This is a genomic window from Streptomyces sp. MMS24-W38, assembly GCF_059889265.1.
The window spans coordinates 5,679,853-5,695,466 of record NZ_JCBCPP010000001.1; the positions used below are offsets into that span (position 1 = coordinate 5,679,853).

Sequence of the window (15,614 nt, forward strand, 5' to 3'; positions counted from 1 at the left end):
ACGCGTATGTCTCCGGCCGCACCGCCGGAGACCTACGCGTCGTACACGTCGGCCTTCTTGGGCACCGCTTCCTGGATGGCTCCGCTCAGGCCCGCCGAGCGCGCACCGAACTTCTCCGTGTCCACGCCGTTCTCCTTCATCACCTTGATCGCCGCCGAGTGCACCGCCCGCAGGACCGGTGTGGCGGCGCGCAGCGCGTCGTCGGCCATGAAACGGTGCCGCCACGGCTTGTCGGCCCAGGCGTGCCGCAGGCCGAAGGGCTCGGGCAGCGAGAGCTTGCCGCCCAGCCAGTACAGCAGCGGCGGATACCAGGTCAGCGGCGCCCGGGCGGCCAGGCGCACCACCTCGTCCGTGTCGACCAGGGGGAGCTTCACCGTCCGGGTCTCCCAGAACCTGACCGACTTCTGGACCGTCTTCTCCTTGGCCGCAGGCTTGGTCGTGAACAGGGAGTGCACCGGTCCCAGGGCATGCCCGGTGACCTCGATGCGCAGCGTCTCGTGCAGCACCGTCACCGTGATCAGCATGGTGAGGACCAGCTGTCCGTCCCACAGCGTCCACTGCACGCCCAGGTAGTGCCGGTCGCCCGCGCCGAACTGCTGGTTGTTGCAGATCTCCTGTATGGCGTGCTGCTTGACCTGGTACGCCTCGACGTCGGTGCCCTCGGGCCGGGACACCTCGTCCGCGTTCTCCCCGATCGGGGTGACGATCCAGTGCCGTACCGACGGCTTGGGGAAGCCGCCGGTGTGCAGCGGACCGCGCTCCAGCATGCGCAGCCGGTCGTGGATGGCCTTGATCACGTCCCAGCTGCGGAACGGGTTGATCTCCCGGTCCGGGTCGATCGGTATGAGCTCCTCGGCGAGCTGCCAGCTGCCCCAACGCGTGCCCATGCCCAGTATCCCCTTGGGCCCGGCGTAGAACACGGAGTTGGACTGCTGCTCGGCGCTGAGCCGGGCCAGCGACTGACGCAACTGCTCTGCGGCCGTCTCACCGGGGCTGCTCGGCACCGCTTCGGGCACCTTGGCACCCACGCTGCCGCCGGAGAGCAGACTGCTCCAGCGCTCCCTGAGGTCCCGCGCCGTGCGCTCGCAGATCCGCTTGGCCCAGAACCAGCCCACCACCGGGGCGACGACCGACGCGCGCGCGTACCAGCCCCAGAACCCGTCGAAGGGCATCCGGAGCAGGAAGATCACCGCGAGGACGCCCACCGCGACCAGGAGCGTGGTGGCGAGCGCGCCGGCCCGCTTGTCCTCGCGTCTGGCGATGGTGGTGCGGATCTGGAAGACCAGCAGCCACACCAGCAGACCGGGCAGGAACAGCAGGCCGCACAGCACCATCACGGCACTCAGCCAGTTGTCCCGATCCCGCCGGATGCGGTGCGCCGCGAGGCTGTGCTCCACCACCACCTGGGGGTGGGCGCCGAAGGACTGGATGAGTGGTGCCCGCCCGGAGCCCAGCATCCGGTCGATGATCGCCCGGGAGAACGCCTCGCCCAGGTTCGGCCGGAACAGCGCGATCCTGGGCTTGTCGACGGACGACTTGTGCCACTCGTTGTTGGCCTTGAGTATCTCCTCGGCCTCGTTGTCCCGGTAGGCCGCCGAGGCCAGAGCGAACGTCGGGGTCTGCCCCTCGTCGCCGGTGCGTGGCACCTGCGGACCGAAGAAATCCGCGTAACCGCCCTCAACGGTCATTCCCGCCCCCGATCGCCGCGACTGTCGTCTTGCGGCCTTCCCGACTTCCTTGCCACGCACACCTGTTGATCTGGACTTCAGAGTATCCGCAGCCACTGGTGTCCGTCGGTGGACGGCCGAAAGCCGCCTGCCGGGGCGGCGGCCGACGCTCCGAGGGCGTGTTCGGAGGACCCGGGGTTCGTGCGCCCGGGGCTGGTGCGCCCGGGGCCCGTGCGGCGAAGGCGTACGCGGGCGCCCGCCGGGCTTCCCCACGGGCGCCCGGTGCCGGCCGGCGGGACAACCGCCGGCGCCGGCCACGCGGCCCGCCCGGCGCCGTCAGGCGCTGCGGGCCTCCTCCCGCACCCGCTCCGCGACCTGCGGCGGCATCGGCTCGTGCCGCACGTACCGGCGGCTGAAGCGCGCGGTGCCGTGCGAGAGCGACCGCAGATCGACGCTGTACCGGCCTATCTCGATCTCCGGCACCTCGGCCCTGATGAGGGTGCGGCCACCCGCCGACTGCTCGGTGCCGAGCACCCGGCCGCGCCGGCCGGACAGATCGCTCATCACCGTTCCCACGTAGTCGTCGCCGACCAGGACACTGACCTCGGCCACCGGCTCCAGGAGATGGATCCGGGCGTCCGCGGCCGCCTCCCGCAACGCCAGCGCGCCCGCAGTCTGGAACGCCGCGTCGGAGGAGTCCACCGAGTGAGCCTTGCCGTCCAGCAGCGTCACCCGTACGTCGATCAGCGGGTGGCCGGCCGCGACGCCCTTGGCGGCCTGGGCCCGTACGCCCTTCTCGACGGACGGGATGAACTGCCGCGGCACCGAGCCGCCGACCACCTTGTCCACGAACTCGATGCCCGAGCCGCCCGGCAGCGGCTCCACCTCGATCTCGCAGATGGCGAACTGCCCGTGGCCACCGGACTGTTTGACGTGCCGCCCGCGCCCGGCCGCCCGGTCGCCGAACGTCTCCCGCAACGGCACCCGGTGGGCCACGACGTCCACCTGGACGCCGTACCGGCTGCGCAGCCGCTCCAGGGCCACGTCCGCGTGTGCTTCGCCCAGACACCACAGGACCACCTGGTGGGTGTCCTGGTTCTGCTCCAGGCGCATCGTCGGGTCCTCCGCCACGAGGCGGGACAGTCCCTGCGAGAGTTTGTCCTCGTCGGGTTTGCTGTGCGCCTCGATGGCCAGCGGCAGCAGCGGGTCGGGCATCTCCCAGGGTTCCATGAGCAGCGGGTCGTCCTTGGCGGACAGGGTGTCCCCGGTCTCGGCACGGCCCAGTTTCGCCACGCACGCCAGATCGCCCGCGATGACGTGCGACACCGGCCGCTGCTGTTTGCCGAACGGCGTGGACAGTGCGCCGATCCGCTCGTCGACATCGTGGTCCTCATGGCCCCGGTCGGCCAGTCCGTGCCCGGAGACGTGCACCGTCTGGTCGGCGCGCAGGGTGCCGGAGAAGAGGCGGATCAGCGAGAGCCGGCCGACGTAGGGGTCGGACGACGTCTTGACGACCTCCGCGACCAGCGGGGCGTCGGGATCGCACGGCTTCAGCTCGCGCGGTGTGCCGTCGACCGTGGTCACCTGCGGTGTGACGTGCTCCAGCGGGGTCGGGAAGCCGCCGGTGATCAGCCCCAGCAGTTCGACGGTGCCGAGGCCCTGGCGGGCGCCCTCGGCCGCGGGAGCGGTGGCCAGGACGGGGAAGAACGCACCTCGCGCGATGGCGCGTTCCAGGTCCTCGACCAGCGTCTCGACGTCGCACTGCTCGCCGCCGAGGTAGCGGTCCATGAGGGTCTCGTCCTCGCTCTCCGCGATGATCCCCTCGATCAGCCGGTTGCGTGCCTCCTCGATCAGCGGCAGCTGGTCCGGGCCGGGCTCGGACTCCTCGCGTTCCCCGGAGGAGTAGTCGAACAGTTTCTGCGTCAGCAGGCCGATCAGCCCCGTCACGGGCGCGTGCCCGTCGGGCCCCGCAGGGCCGTGCAGGGGCAGGTACAGCGGCAGTACGGCGTCGGGGTCGTCCCCGCCGAACGCCTCCGCGCAGACGCGCGTCATCTCCTGGAAGTCCGCGCGCGCCGCTTCCAGGTGCGTGACGACGATGGCCCGGGGCATGCCGACGGCCGCGCACTCGTCCCACACCATCCGGGTCGAGCCGTGCACGCCGTCGGAGGCCGAGACGACGAAAAGGGCCGCGTCCGCCGCTCGCAGACCGGCCCTGAGTTCACCGACGAAATCGGCGTATCCGGGGGTGTCCAGCAGGTTGATCTTGATGCCGTCCCATTCGACGGGCACCAGGGAGAGCTGTACCGAGCGTTGCTGCCGGTGCTCGATGTCGTCGTAGTCGGAGACGGTGCCGCCGTCCTCCACCCGGCCCGCCCGGTTCACCGCTCCCGCGGTCAGCGCGAGAGCCTCCACCAAGGTCGTCTTGCCCGACCCGGAGTGGCCGACCAGCACCACATTCCGTACGGACGTGGGGTGGTCGGCCGCCTGTGCCCTTCCGGCGGCTCCGGGGTGTGTGTGCGCCTTGTCGCCCATGGTCCTGCCTCCCGTGCACGGTGAGGTCACTGTGGGCGCGGACACGCGGAATCCTCCCCCGGGTACTCGCCCGGGGGCACCCCGAGCGGTGACGGCTCCGGCGACGCCCGCGGTCCTTCGAGCTTTGCACTCCCGTCACGGTGCGTCCATACGAGGGACGTGTTCCCGTCCCCCGGTCCGCCACCACGTGCGCCGCCGGCCCGCGCACCGGACGTTCGGGTGCCCGGCCGACGGCGGTACGCGCGCGTGACTACGATGGGCCAGCCGGTGGCCAGCAGGGCCACGCGGCCACACCGACCGTCGGGAAGGCCATGCTGAACAAGTACGCGCGTGCATTCTTCACGCGTGTCCTCACGCCGTTCGCCGCGTTTCTCATCCGGCGGGGGGTCAGCCCGGACACGGTCACGCTCATCGGCACCGCGGGTGTGGTCGCGGGCGCGCTGGTCTTCTACCCCATGGGCGAGTTCTTCTGGGGCACGGTCGTCATCACGCTGTTCGTGTTCTCCGACCTCGTCGACGGCAACATGGCCCGCCAGCTGGGCCGCTCCAGCCGCTGGGGGGCCTTCCTCGACTCCACACTCGACCGGGTCGCCGACGGGGCCGTCTTCGCCGGCTTCGCCCTGTGGTACGCGGGCGGGGGCGACGACCTCGTGCTGTGCGCCGTCTCGATCTTCTGCCTGGCCAGCGGCCAGGTGGTGTCGTACACCAAGGCGCGCGGCGAGTCGATCGGACTGCCGGTCGCCGTGAACGGGTTGATCGAGCGGGCCGAGCGGCTGGTGATCTCGCTGGTCGCGGCGGGTCTGGCGGGCCTGCACGCGTTCGGCGTGCCCGGCATCCAGTACCTGCTGCCGATCGCCCTGTGGATCGTCGCCGTCGGCAGCCTGATCACGCTGATCCAGCGGGTCGTCACCGTACGCCGGGAGTCCGCCGAGGCCGAGGCCGCGGAACGGGGGGCCGGGGTGAGGAAGGCAGGGGTGCGGGAGACCGCCGAGGACCAGCAGACCCGGGGGAGCGAGACCGCGAAGTGAGCGTCCAGGAGCGGTTGACCGACGCCCTGTACGGCGCCGGCTGGGCCACTGTCAGGAAACTCCCCGAACCCGTCGCCGTACGGCTCGGCCGGAGCATCGCCGACCTGGCCTGGAAGCGGCGGGGCAAGGGCGTGCTGCGGCTGGAGAACAACTACGCGCGTGTGGTGCCGGGCGCGGCCCCCGAGCGGCTTGCCGAACTGTCCCGCGCGGGCATGCGTTCGTACCTGCGGTACTGGATGGAGTCCTTCCGGCTGCCGGCCTGGAGCCGGGAGCGCATAGCGGGCTGCGTGGACGTCAAGGACATCCACCGTCTGACCGACGGCATGGCGGCCGGCAAGGGCGTCGTCCTGGCGCTGCCGCACCTCGCCAACTGGGATCTCGCGGGCGCCTGGGTCACCACCGGGCTCGGCATCCCCTTCACCACCGTCGCCGAGCGCCTGAAGCCGGAGACGCTGTACGACCGGTTCGTCGCCTACCGTGAGGGCCTCGGCATGGAGGTGCTCCCGCACAGCGGCGGCAGCGCGTTCGGCACGCTGGCCCGGCGGCTGCGCGACGGGGGACTGGTCTGCCTGGTCGCCGACCGCGATCTGTCGGCCTCCGGCGTGGAGGTCGACTTCTTCGGCGAGACCGCGCGGATGCCGGCCGGCCCCGCCCTGCTCGCCCAGCAGACCGGCGCGCTGCTGCTGCCGGCGACGCTCTGGTACGACGACTCGCCCGTGATGCGGGGGCGGGTCCATCCACCGGTCGGAATTCCCGAGTCGGGCACCCGTGCCGAGAAGACGTCCGTGATGACACAGGCGCTGGCCGACGCCTTCGCCACGGGGATCGCCGAACATCCGGAGGACTGGCACATGCTGCAGCGCTTGTGGCTCAAGGACCTCGACCCCGCGCGGGAGGCGACTCCGTGAGAATCGGCATCGTCTGCCCGTACTCCTGGGACGTACCGGGTGGCGTTCAGTTCCACATCCGTGACCTGGCCGAGTACTTCATCCGGCTCGGCCACGAGGTGTCCGTCCTCGCCCCGGCCGACGACGACACCCCGCTGCCGCCGTACGTCGTCTCGGCCGGCCGAGCGGTGCCGGTGCCGTACAACGGCTCGGTGGCCCGGCTCAACTTCGGTTTCCTGTCGGCGGCCCGGGTGCGGCGCTGGCTGCACGAGGGCGCCTTCGACGTGATCCACATCCATGAGCCGACCTCGCCCTCGCTCGGCCTGCTGACCTGCTGGGCCGCCGAGGGACCCATCGTGGCCACCTTCCACACGTCCAACCCGCGCTCCAGGGCCATGATCGCCGCCTACTCCATCCTGCAGGCGGCCCTGGAGAAGATCAGCGCGCGGATCGCGGTGAGCGAGTACGCCCGCCGCACGCTCGTCGAACACCTCGGTGGGGACGCCGTGGTGATCCCGAACGGTGTGGACGTCGACTTCTTCGCCCGCGCCGAGGCCGATCCGCGGTGGCAGGGGGAGACGATCGGCTTCATCGGCCGTATCGACGAGCCCCGCAAGGGCTTCCCGGTGCTGATGCGGGCCCTGCCGAAGATCCTCGCCGCCCGCCCGCGGGCGCGGCTGCTGGTCGCGGGACGCGGCGACGAGGAGGAGGCGGTCGAGAGCCTGCCCGCCGAGCTCCGTTCCCGGGTCGAGTTCCTCGGCATGGTCAGTGACGAGGACAAGGCCCGGCTCCTGCGCAGCGTCGACCTGTACGTGGCGCCCAACACCGGCGGCGAGAGCTTCGGCATCATCCTGGTCGAGGCGATGTCCGCGGGGGCGCCGGTGCTCGCCTCCGACCTGGACGCCTTCGCCCAGGTCCTCGACCGGGGGGCGGCGGGCGAACTGTTCCCCAACGAGGACGCCGACGCGCTGGCCGACGCCGCGATACGCCTCCTGGAGGACCCGGAGCGCCGCGCGAAGCTGCGTGAACGGGGCAGCGCCCACGTCCGCCGCTTCGACTGGTCGACCGTCGGCGCGGACATCATGTCCGTCTACGAGACGGTGACCGCCGGCGCGGCCGCGGTGGCGGCGGACGACCGGACGACGAAGCGGTGGACACGCTTCGGTCTGACGCGGGACTGAGGCCGGGAAGGGCCTGACCCGACCCTTGTAGGTCGGGCTCCGGCCCTTTCGGGTCCGGACGCGGCTCCCGGTAGCCTTGCCGCCCGTGACCGCAACCCTCATCTGGATCCTTGTCGTCCTCGCCGCGATCGGCCTCTATCTGAGCTGGACGGCGGGGCGGCTGGACCGGCTGCACGCCCGGATCGACGCCGCACGTGCCGCGCTGGACGCGCAGTTGCTGCGTCGCGCCTCAGTGGCGCAGGAACTGGCCACGTCGGGGGTGCTCGACCCGGCCGCCTCGATCGTGCTGTACGAGGCCGCGCACGCCGCGCGGCAGACGGTGGAGGAGCAACGGGAGGTCGCAGAGAGCGAACTGAGCCAGGCGCTGCGTGCCGTCTTCGCCGAGGCGCAGCAGGTGGACGCGGTCAGGGACGCGCCCGGGGGAGAGGAAGCGGCCCTGGAACTCGCCGAGGCGGTTCGCCGGGTGCCCATGGCACGGCGTTTCCACAACGACGCCGTACGGGCCGCACGTGCTCTGCGCCGGCACCGCAAGGTGCGCTGGTTCCGGCTGGCGGGACACGCGCCGTTCCCGATGGCCTTCGAAATGGACGACGAACCCCCGGCCTCCCTGATGGAGCGGGCCGCGTAGCGCGAGCCCCGCCCGGGAGGGCCAGGAGTCCGCCCGGAGTCGGTCGCGCCGAGGGCCGTACCGGGAGAGCCACCCGGAAGGATCCGCCCGGAAGGATCCACCGTCTCATCATTGGCTCTTGCTGTGGACTGGTCCGTTCACGTTTCCTCAGTGCTGTAGGAACCCCTTCTTCGCAACAGTGAGGTCATTCGTGTCCAGCACGCTCTCCGAAAACCAGGCTCCCGAGACCGGCACCGCCCGCGTGAAGCGCGGCATGGCCGAGCAGCTCAAGGGCGGCGTGATCATGGACGTCGTCACACCGGAGCAGGCGAAGATCGCCGAGGACGCGGGCGCCGTCGCCGTCATGGCCCTGGAGCGCGTGCCCGCCGACATCCGCAAGGACGGCGGTGTGGCACGCATGTCCGACCCGGACATGATCGACGGCATCATCGAGGCCGTCTCCATCCCGGTCATGGCCAAGTCCCGCATCGGCCACTTCGTCGAGGCCCAGGTCCTGCAGTCCCTCGGCGTCGACTACATCGACGAGTCCGAGGTCCTCACTCCGGCCGACGAGGTCAACCACTCCGACAAGTGGTCGTTCACCACCCCCTTCGTCTGCGGCGCCACCAATCTCGGCGAGGCCCTGCGCCGCATCGCCGAGGGTGCCGCGATGATCCGCTCCAAGGGCGAGGCCGGCACCGGCAACGTCGTCGAGGCCGTCCGTCACCTGCGCCAGATCAAGAACGAGATCGCCCGGCTGCGCGGCTTCGACAACCACGAGCTGTACGCCGCCGCCAAGGAGCTGCGCGCCCCCTACGAGCTGGTCAAGGAGGTCGCCGAGCTGGGCAAGCTGCCGGTCGTGCTGTTCTCCGCCGGCGGTGTCGCCACTCCCGCCGACGCCGCGCTGATGCGCCAGCTCGGCGCCGAGGGCGTCTTCGTCGGCTCCGGCATCTTCAAGTCAGGCGACCCGGCCAAGCGTGCCGCCGCCATCGTCAAGGCCACCACCTTCTACGACGACCCGAAGGTGATCGCGGAGGCGTCCCGCAACCTCGGTGAGGCCATGGTCGGCATCAACTGCGACACCCTTCCCGAGGCCGAGCGTTACGCCAACCGCGGCTGGTAGCCATGAGCGACGTCGTGACAGGCGTCCTGGCCCTCCAGGGCGACGTACGGGAGCACCTCGTCGCCCTGGCCGCGGCCGGTGCCGTGGCCAGGCCGGTGCGCCGGCCCGACGAACTCGCCGAGGTCGACGGTCTGGTCCTGCCCGGCGGAGAGTCCACCACCATCTCCAAACTGGCCGTCCTGTTCGGTCTGATGGAGCCCCTGCGCGCACGCGTGCGCGCAGGCATGCCCGTCTACGGCACCTGCGCCGGGATGATCCTGCTCGCCGACAAGATCCTCGACCCGCGCTCGGGCCAGGAGACCGTGGGCGGGATCGACATGATCGTGCGCCGCAACGCCTTCGGGCGGCAGAACGAGTCCTTCGAGGCCGCGGTCGACGTCAAGGGAGTGGTGGGCGGCCCCGTGCACGGTGTCTTCATCCGCGCCCCCTGGGTCGAGTCCGTCGGAGCCGGAGCCGAGGTGGTCGCCGAGCACGACGGCCACATCGTCGCGGTCCGCCAGGGCAACGCCCTGGCCACCTCGTTCCACCCGGAACTGACCGGGGACCACCGTGTGCACGGCCTGTTCGTCACCATGACACGCGAGTGCCGGGCGGCCGACGCCTTGTAGGATTCCTGGGTACCTCCCGGGCTTTCGAGCCCTGGGGGAGTTTGTTGCAGGGATGGGTTACGCGAAGGAGAGAGTCAGATGGCCGGCCACTCCAAATGGGCCACGACGAAGCACAAGAAGGCCGTCCTCGATGCCAAGCGCGGCAAACTCTTCGCGAAGCTGATCAAGAACATCGAGGTCGCCGCGCGTATGGGCGGTATCGATCTGGACGGCAACCCCACGCTCTACGACGCCGTTCAGAAGGCCAAGAAGCAGTCGGTGCCGAACAAGAACATCGACTCCGCCATCAAGCGCGGTGGCGGTCTCGAGGCCGGTGGCGCCGACTACGAGACGATCATGTACGAGGGCTACGGCCCGAACGGTGTCGCGGTGCTCATCGAGTGCCTCACCGACAACCGCAACCGCGCCGCCTCGGACGTGCGGGTCGCGATGACCCGCAACGGCGGCTCGATGGCCGACCCCGGCTCGGTGTCGTACCTGTTCAACCGCAAGGGCGTCGTGATCGTCCCCAAGGGTGAGCTGGCCGAGGACGACATCCTCGCCGCCGTCCTGGAGGCGGGCGCCGAGGAGGTCAACGACCTCGGTGAGTCCTTCGAGGTGCTCAGCGAGGCCACCGACCTCGTCGAGGTCCGTACCGCACTGCAGGACGCGGGGATCGACTACGACTCCGCCGAGGCCAACTTCGTCCCGACCATGCAGGTCGAGCTGGACGAGGAGGGCGCCAAGAAGATCTTCAAGCTGATCGACGCGCTGGAGGACAGCGACGACGTGCAGAACGTCTTCGCCAACTTCGACGTGAGCGACGAGATCATGGAGAAGGTCGACGTGTGACGCGGCTGCGTTCGCGATGATTCCAACGGGCCGGTGGGGGCATGCCCCCACCGGCCCGCAGCTCCTGTCAGTGGCAGCCGATAGCCTGGCGTACGTCAAAGATCACCGTACGCGGGCCGTGACCCTCGATCGAGGAACCCCGGCGGCGATCAGCCAGGTCCGCGAGAGCGGCGGCGGATGAGCCGCGGAGAGGGGAGGCCGGCGTGCGAGTGCTGGGGGTCGACCCGGGGTTGACGCGGTGCGGTGTCGGGGTGGTCGAGGGGGTCGCCGGGCGACCGCTCACCATGCTCGGCGTCGGTGTCGTACGCACGCCCGCCGACGCCGATCTCGGAGACCGCCTCGTCGCCATCGAGCAGGGCCTGGAACAGTGGCTGGACGAACACCGGCCGGAGTTCGTCGCCGTCGAACGGGTCTTCAGCCAGCACAACGTCCGGACGGTGATGGGGACCGCCCAGGCAAGCGCCGTCGCCCTGCTGTGCGCCTCGCGCCGAGGCATCCCCGTCGCCCTGCACACGCCCAGCGAGGTCAAGGCCGCCGTGACCGGCTCCGGCCGCGCGGACAAGGCCCAGGTCGGCGCGATGGTCACCCGTCTGCTGCGGCTCGACGCGCCACCGAAGCCCGCCGACGCGGCCGACGCCCTGGCTCTCGCCATCTGCCACATCTGGCGGGCCCCGGCCCAGAACCGGCTGCGTCAGGCGGCCGCCCTGCACGCCTCGCGCACACCCACAGCACCGAACTCACCGAAGGGGCGCTCCGCATGATCGCCTTCGTCAGCGGCACGGTCGCCGCGCTCGCCCCCGACGCCGCGGTCGTCGAGGTCGGCGGCGTCGGCATGGCCGTCCAGTGCACGCCCAACACCCTGTCCGCGCTCCGCGTCGGCGCGCACGTCAGGCTCGCGACGTCCCTGGTCGTGCGCGAGGACTCGCTCACCCTCTACGGCTTCGCGGACGACGACGAGCGGCAGGTCTTCGAGCTGCTGCAGACCGCCAGCGGCGTCGGCCCGCGCCTGGCCCAGGCCATGCTCGCCGTGCACACCCCGGACGCGCTGCGCCGGGCCGTCGCGACCACCGACGAGAAGGCGCTCACCGCCGTGCCCGGCATCGGCAAGAAGGGCGCCCAGAAGCTGTTCCTGGAGTTGAAGGACCGCCTCGGCGCACCGGTGGGCGCGGCGGCGGCCGCAGCCGGTCCCGGCACCACGGGCTGGCGCGACCAGCTGCACGCCGCGCTGATCGGCCTCGGGTACGCGACGCGCGAGGCCGACGAGGCGGTCGCCGCCGTCACTCCGCAGGCCGAGGCGGCCGAGGGCACCCCCCAGGTGGGCCAGCTGCTGAAGGCGGCTCTGCAGACCCTGAACCGCGCCCGGTAGTCCGGCCCACGGCCCACGGACCACCACCGCCAGATGCGGCACCCGGGCCGCCGGCCCCGACCGGAACACCCGCACGCCCGCCCCACCCCGGCTAGGAGACTTCAGTGAACTGGGACGACACGACCGACCCCGCCGCCGCGGAGCGGCTGGTGGGATCTGTCGCCGACGGGGAGGACCAGGCCGTCGAGGCCGCCCTGCGGCCCAAGGACCTGGACGAGTTCATCGGCCAGGAGAAGGTCCGCGAGCAGCTCGACCTGGTGCTGCGCGCCGCCCGCGCGCGGGGCGCCACCGCCGACCACGTGCTGCTGTCCGGTGCCCCCGGCCTGGGCAAGACCACCCTCTCGATGATCATCGCGGCGGAGATGGAAGCGCCCATCCGGATCACCTCCGGGCCCGCCATCCAGCACGCCGGCGACCTCGCGGCGGTCCTGTCCTCCCTCCAGGAGGGCGAGGTGCTGTTCCTCGACGAGATCCACCGGATGTCCCGGCCCGCCGAGGAGATGCTCTACATGGCGATGGAGGACTTCCGCGTCGACATCATCGTCGGCAAAGGCCCCGGCGCGACCGCCATCCCCCTCGAGCTGCCCCCGTTCACCCTGGTCGGCGCCACCACCCGGGCGGGCCTGCTGCCGCCCCCGCTGCGCGACCGCTTCGGCTTCACCGCGCACATGGAGTTCTACGAGCCCACCGAGCTGGAGCGGGTCGTCCACCGCTCGGCGGGCCTTTTGGAGGTCGGGATAGAGGCCGACGGCGCCGCCGAGATCGCCGGCCGCTCGCGCGGCACACCCCGCATCGCCAACCGCCTGCTGCGCCGGGTCCGCGACTACGCCCAGGTCAGGGCCGACGGGAGGATCACCCGGGAGATCGCCACGGCGGCCCTGGCGGTCTACGAGGTCGACGGCCGCGGCCTGGACCGGCTCGACCGCGCGGTGCTCGGCGCGCTGCTCAGACTGTTCGGCGGCGGCCCGGTCGGCCTGTCCACGCTCGCCGTCGCGGTGGGCGAGGAACGTGAGACGGTGGAAGAGGTCGCCGAGCCCTTTCTCGTCCGGGAGGGCCTGCTCGCCCGTACCCCGCGCGGCCGGATCGCGACCCCGGCGGCATGGGCGCACCTCGGCCTCACCCCGCCCGGCTCCCGCGGAACCGGACAAGGGGACTTGTTCGGGGCATGAGGGGGTCGGCACCGGCCGGGACAGGAACCCCGGTGCCACGCTGAGCGTTGTTCCCTGCGCGCGGACTCGCCTAGACTCCGCCGGTGCCACCGCTTGTAGGCGGCATCACATACCCCCAACCAACAGGCCGTTCACCATCGCGGTCATGTGAAGGAAGTCAGACCCGTGAGTCTCCTGACCCTCCTCCCGTTCATTGTGCTCATCGGGGCCATGTTCCTGATGACCCGGTCGGCCAAGAAGAAGCAGCAGCAGGCCATCGATATGCGGAACCAGATGCAGCCGGGTTCCGGTGTCCGCACGATCGGGGGCATGTACGCCACGGTCAAGGAGGTCAGTGAGGACACGGTCCTCCTCGACGCCGGCCCCGGCGTGGAACTGCTGTTCGCGAAGAACGCCATCGGTGCGGTCCTGAGCGACGACGAGTACAACCACATCGTCCACGGCATCGAGCACGACCTGAAGTCCGACGCCGACGTCGTCCCCGACGACGCCTCCTCCCTCACCGAGACCGACGACTCCCCCGGCGCTGCAGCCTCCGACGATGCGCCGGTCGATTTCGGTAAGAAGGACGAGAAGGAAACGGCTGACACGGCCGACGAGCCGGCCGACGCCGACGCCGCCGCCAAGGCGAAGACGGACGAGCAGCCGAAGAAGTCCGAGGGCGGTTCCGGGACGAAGTAGTCGAGCCCCGGGGTGCGCGGGCCCGCCCGCGTACCCCGGGACCCGCCCCGTTCGCACGGAATCCCCAGACCAGTCATGGCCGCCCGCTCATCGACCGGGCCCGAGGCGGCCCGAGAGGGAGTACGAAGGTGGCTGCACTCAAAAAGGGAAACAAGGCGAGCGTCACAAGCAAGCCGTGGCGCTCGCTCACCCTTATCCTGATCGCCATCGTGGCGCTCACCGGAGGCATGTTCGCCTCCGGGCACAGAAGCCCGCGTCTGGGCATCGATCTGGCCGGCGGCACCAGCATCACGCTGGCGGCGGTCCCCGAGGCCGGCCAGGAATCCGCGATCAACCCGGCCAACATGGCAACCGCGGTCTCCATCATGGAACGTCGCGTCAACGGCCTCGGTGTCTCCGAGGCAGAGGTCCAGACGCAGGGCGACCGTAACATCATCGTCAACATTCCCAAGGGCACCAACTCCGAGCAGGCCCGGAAACAGGTCGGCACCACCGCCAAGCTCTACTTCCGTCCGGTCCTCGCGACCGAGATCGCCACCGGCGGGACCGCCCCCACGCCCAGCACCACCGGTGACGCCTCGAGCCGGAGCACCGGAGCGGACAAGGCCACCGACAAGGCGAGCGAGAAGGCCACGGGCAAGACCCCCGACGAGGGGTCCCCGTCCGCCGCCACCAGCCCGTCGGCGAACCCCACCACCCAGGGCCGCGCGGTCACCGATGCCCTGAAGGCCGACGCCACGCCGTCGGCGTCCCCCAGCGGCCCGGCCGAGGACGGGGCCACCCCCTCCCCGTCCGCCACGGACGGTACCCCGGGCGAGACGGACAGCAGGCTCCAGGCCCAGTACGCCGCGCTCGACTGCACCAAGGCGAGCGTCCGCGCCACCGCCGGAGACGGCGCCAAGTCCACCGACTCGACCGTGGCCTGCGGCCAGAACTCCCAGGGCCAGTGGCAGAAGTACATCCTCGGCCCCGCCGCCGTCGACGGCACGGACGTCGACCAGGCCAAGGCCGTCCTCAACACGCAGTCCGGTGCCGGCTGGACCGTCACCATGGACTTCACGGACAAGGGCAGCAGCAAGTTCGCCGACATCACCGGCAAGCTGGCCCAGAACCCGTCCCCGCAGAACCAGTTCGCCATCGTCCTGGACGGCGAGGTCGTCTCCGACCCCTACGTCAGCCAGGCCCTCACCGGCGGCAACGCGGAGATCTCCGGCAACTTCACGCAGAAGTCGGCCGAGGAACTCGCCAACATGCTGTCCTACGGCGCGCTGCCGCTGACGTTCCGCGAGGACAGCGTCACCACCGTCACCGCCGCGCTCGGCGGTGACCAGCTGCACGCCGGTCTCATCGCCGGCGCGATCGGCCTCGCCCTGGTCGTCCTGTACCTGCTGGTCTACTACCGCGGTCTGTCCTTCATCGCCGTCGCCTCGCTGCTGGTGTCCGCGTCCCTCACCTATGTGATCATGGCCCTGCTCGGCCCGACCATCGGCTTCGCGCTGAACCTGCCGGCCGTCTGCGGCGCCATCGTCGCGATCGGCATCACGGCGGACTCGTTCATCGTCTACTTCGAACGCGTGCGGGACGAGATCCGTGAGGGCCGCACCCTGCGCCCCGCCGTGGAGCGGGCCTGGCCGCGCGCCCGGCGCACCATCCTGGTCTCCGACTTCGTCTCGTTCCTCGCAGCCGCTGTGCTCTTCGTCGTCACCGTCGGCAAGGTCCAGGGCTTCGCGTTCACGCTCGGCCTGACCACGGTGCTCGACGTCGTGGTGGTGTTCCTGTTCACCAAGCCGCTGCTGACGCTGATGGCCCGCCGGAAGTTCTTCGCCAGCGGTCACAAGTGGTCCGGTCTCGATCCGAAGGCCCTGGGAGCGAAGCCGCCGCTGCGCCGCACCCGCCACCACTCCGCCCCCTCCCATCCGAAGGAGGCGTGAGAG

The 15,614-nt window shown here is 71.0% G+C and carries 14 protein-coding genes; 12 read left to right on the plus strand and 2 right to left on the minus strand.

Features of this window, described 5'->3' with window-relative positions:
• Positions 1-32: 32 nt before the first annotated feature.
• Positions 33-1,688 carry an AbeC-like domain-containing protein gene (locus tag AC6F7H_RS24855; RefSeq protein WP_500759151.1) on the minus strand — a complete coding sequence of 552 codons (1,656 nt, stop codon included), beginning with the start codon at positions 1,686-1,688 and terminating at the stop codon, positions 33-35.
• A gap of 315 nt (positions 1,689-2,003) precedes the next feature.
• Entirely contained in the window at positions 2,004-4,199 is a 2,196-nt protein-coding gene (locus tag AC6F7H_RS24860) for an elongation factor G-like protein EF-G2 (RefSeq protein ID WP_500759152.1), read from the minus strand.
• 311 nt (positions 4,200-4,510) lie between these two features.
• On the opposite strand from AC6F7H_RS24860, the gene pgsA reads away from it, so the two are divergent.
• The 12 genes from pgsA (at position 4,511) to secD (ending at position 15,611) form a co-directional block, all read left to right on the plus strand.
• Complete coding sequence (gene pgsA, locus AC6F7H_RS24865) at positions 4,511-5,227, plus strand: phosphatidylinositol phosphate synthase (RefSeq protein ID WP_500759154.1); 717 nt, start codon at positions 4,511-4,513, stop codon at positions 5,225-5,227.
• Positions 5,224-6,135: a phosphatidylinositol mannoside acyltransferase gene (locus AC6F7H_RS24870; RefSeq protein ID WP_500759155.1), complete on the plus strand. Its 912-nt coding sequence runs from the start codon at positions 5,224-5,226 to the stop codon at positions 6,133-6,135. Before pgsA ends, AC6F7H_RS24870 begins: the two co-directional genes overlap by 4 nt.
• The gene (locus tag AC6F7H_RS24875) at positions 6,132-7,295 is read left to right on the plus strand and encodes a glycosyltransferase family 4 protein (RefSeq protein WP_500759156.1); all 1,164 of its coding nucleotides are present in this window, start codon (positions 6,132-6,134) and stop codon (positions 7,293-7,295) included. The genes AC6F7H_RS24870 and AC6F7H_RS24875 overlap by 4 nt, the downstream gene beginning before the upstream one ends.
• Before the next feature lie 85 nt (positions 7,296-7,380).
• Entirely contained in the window at positions 7,381-7,923 is a 543-nt protein-coding gene (locus AC6F7H_RS24880) for a LemA family protein (RefSeq protein ID WP_109379486.1), read from the plus strand.
• Positions 7,924-8,113: 190 nt separating this feature from the next.
• Positions 8,114-9,025 (plus strand): pyridoxal 5'-phosphate synthase lyase subunit PdxS, encoded by a 912-nt coding sequence (pdxS, locus tag AC6F7H_RS24885; protein ID WP_500759158.1) that lies wholly within the window; start codon positions 8,114-8,116, stop codon positions 9,023-9,025.
• Between the two features lie 2 nt (positions 9,026-9,027).
• Positions 9,028-9,633: a pyridoxal 5'-phosphate synthase glutaminase subunit PdxT gene (gene pdxT / locus AC6F7H_RS24890; RefSeq protein ID WP_500759160.1), complete on the plus strand. Its 606-nt coding sequence runs from the start codon at positions 9,028-9,030 to the stop codon at positions 9,631-9,633.
• A gap of 78 nt (positions 9,634-9,711) precedes the next feature.
• Entirely contained in the window at positions 9,712-10,464 is a 753-nt protein-coding gene (locus AC6F7H_RS24895) for a YebC/PmpR family DNA-binding transcriptional regulator (RefSeq protein ID WP_500759161.1), read from the plus strand.
• 203 nt (positions 10,465-10,667) lie between these two features.
• The gene (gene ruvC / locus AC6F7H_RS24900) at positions 10,668-11,225 is read left to right on the plus strand and encodes a crossover junction endodeoxyribonuclease RuvC (RefSeq protein ID WP_500759163.1); all 558 of its coding nucleotides are present in this window, start codon (positions 10,668-10,670) and stop codon (positions 11,223-11,225) included.
• On the plus strand, positions 11,222-11,830 hold the full coding sequence (gene ruvA, locus AC6F7H_RS24905) for a Holliday junction branch migration protein RuvA (RefSeq protein ID WP_500759165.1): 609 nt from the start codon (positions 11,222-11,224) through the stop codon (positions 11,828-11,830). Before ruvC ends, ruvA begins: the two co-directional genes overlap by 4 nt.
• Positions 11,831-11,934: 104 nt before the next feature.
• Positions 11,935-12,999 carry a Holliday junction branch migration DNA helicase RuvB gene (gene ruvB, locus AC6F7H_RS24910; protein WP_500759166.1) on the plus strand — a complete coding sequence of 355 codons (1,065 nt, stop codon included), beginning with the start codon at positions 11,935-11,937 and terminating at the stop codon, positions 12,997-12,999.
• Between the two features lie 165 nt (positions 13,000-13,164).
• Positions 13,165-13,680 (plus strand): preprotein translocase subunit YajC, encoded by a 516-nt coding sequence (gene yajC, locus AC6F7H_RS24915; protein ID WP_500759168.1) that lies wholly within the window; start codon positions 13,165-13,167, stop codon positions 13,678-13,680.
• Between the two features lie 128 nt (positions 13,681-13,808).
• A complete protein-coding gene (gene secD / locus AC6F7H_RS24920; protein WP_500759170.1) occupies positions 13,809-15,611 on the plus strand; it encodes a protein translocase subunit SecD in 1,803 nt (600 codons plus the stop codon).
• Positions 15,612-15,614: the final 3 nt, after the last annotated feature.

Bases quoted from the DNA above. Each gene is read 5' to 3' on its own strand.
- AC6F7H_RS24855 (WP_500759151.1), bottom strand. From the start codon at position 1,688: ATGACCGTTGAGGGCGGTTACGCGGATTTCTTCGGTCCGCAGGTGCCA.
- AC6F7H_RS24860 (WP_500759152.1), bottom strand. From the start codon at position 4,199: ATGGGCGACAAGGCGCACACACACCCCGGAGCCGCCGGAAGGGCACAG.
- pgsA (WP_500759154.1), top strand. From the start codon at position 4,511: ATGCTGAACAAGTACGCGCGTGCATTCTTCACGCGTGTCCTCACGCCG.
- pdxT (WP_500759160.1), top strand. From the start codon at position 9,028: ATGAGCGACGTCGTGACAGGCGTCCTGGCCCTCCAGGGCGACGTACGG.
- AC6F7H_RS24895 (WP_500759161.1), top strand. From the start codon at position 9,712: ATGGCCGGCCACTCCAAATGGGCCACGACGAAGCACAAGAAGGCCGTC.
- ruvA (WP_500759165.1), top strand. From the start codon at position 11,222: ATGATCGCCTTCGTCAGCGGCACGGTCGCCGCGCTCGCCCCCGACGCC.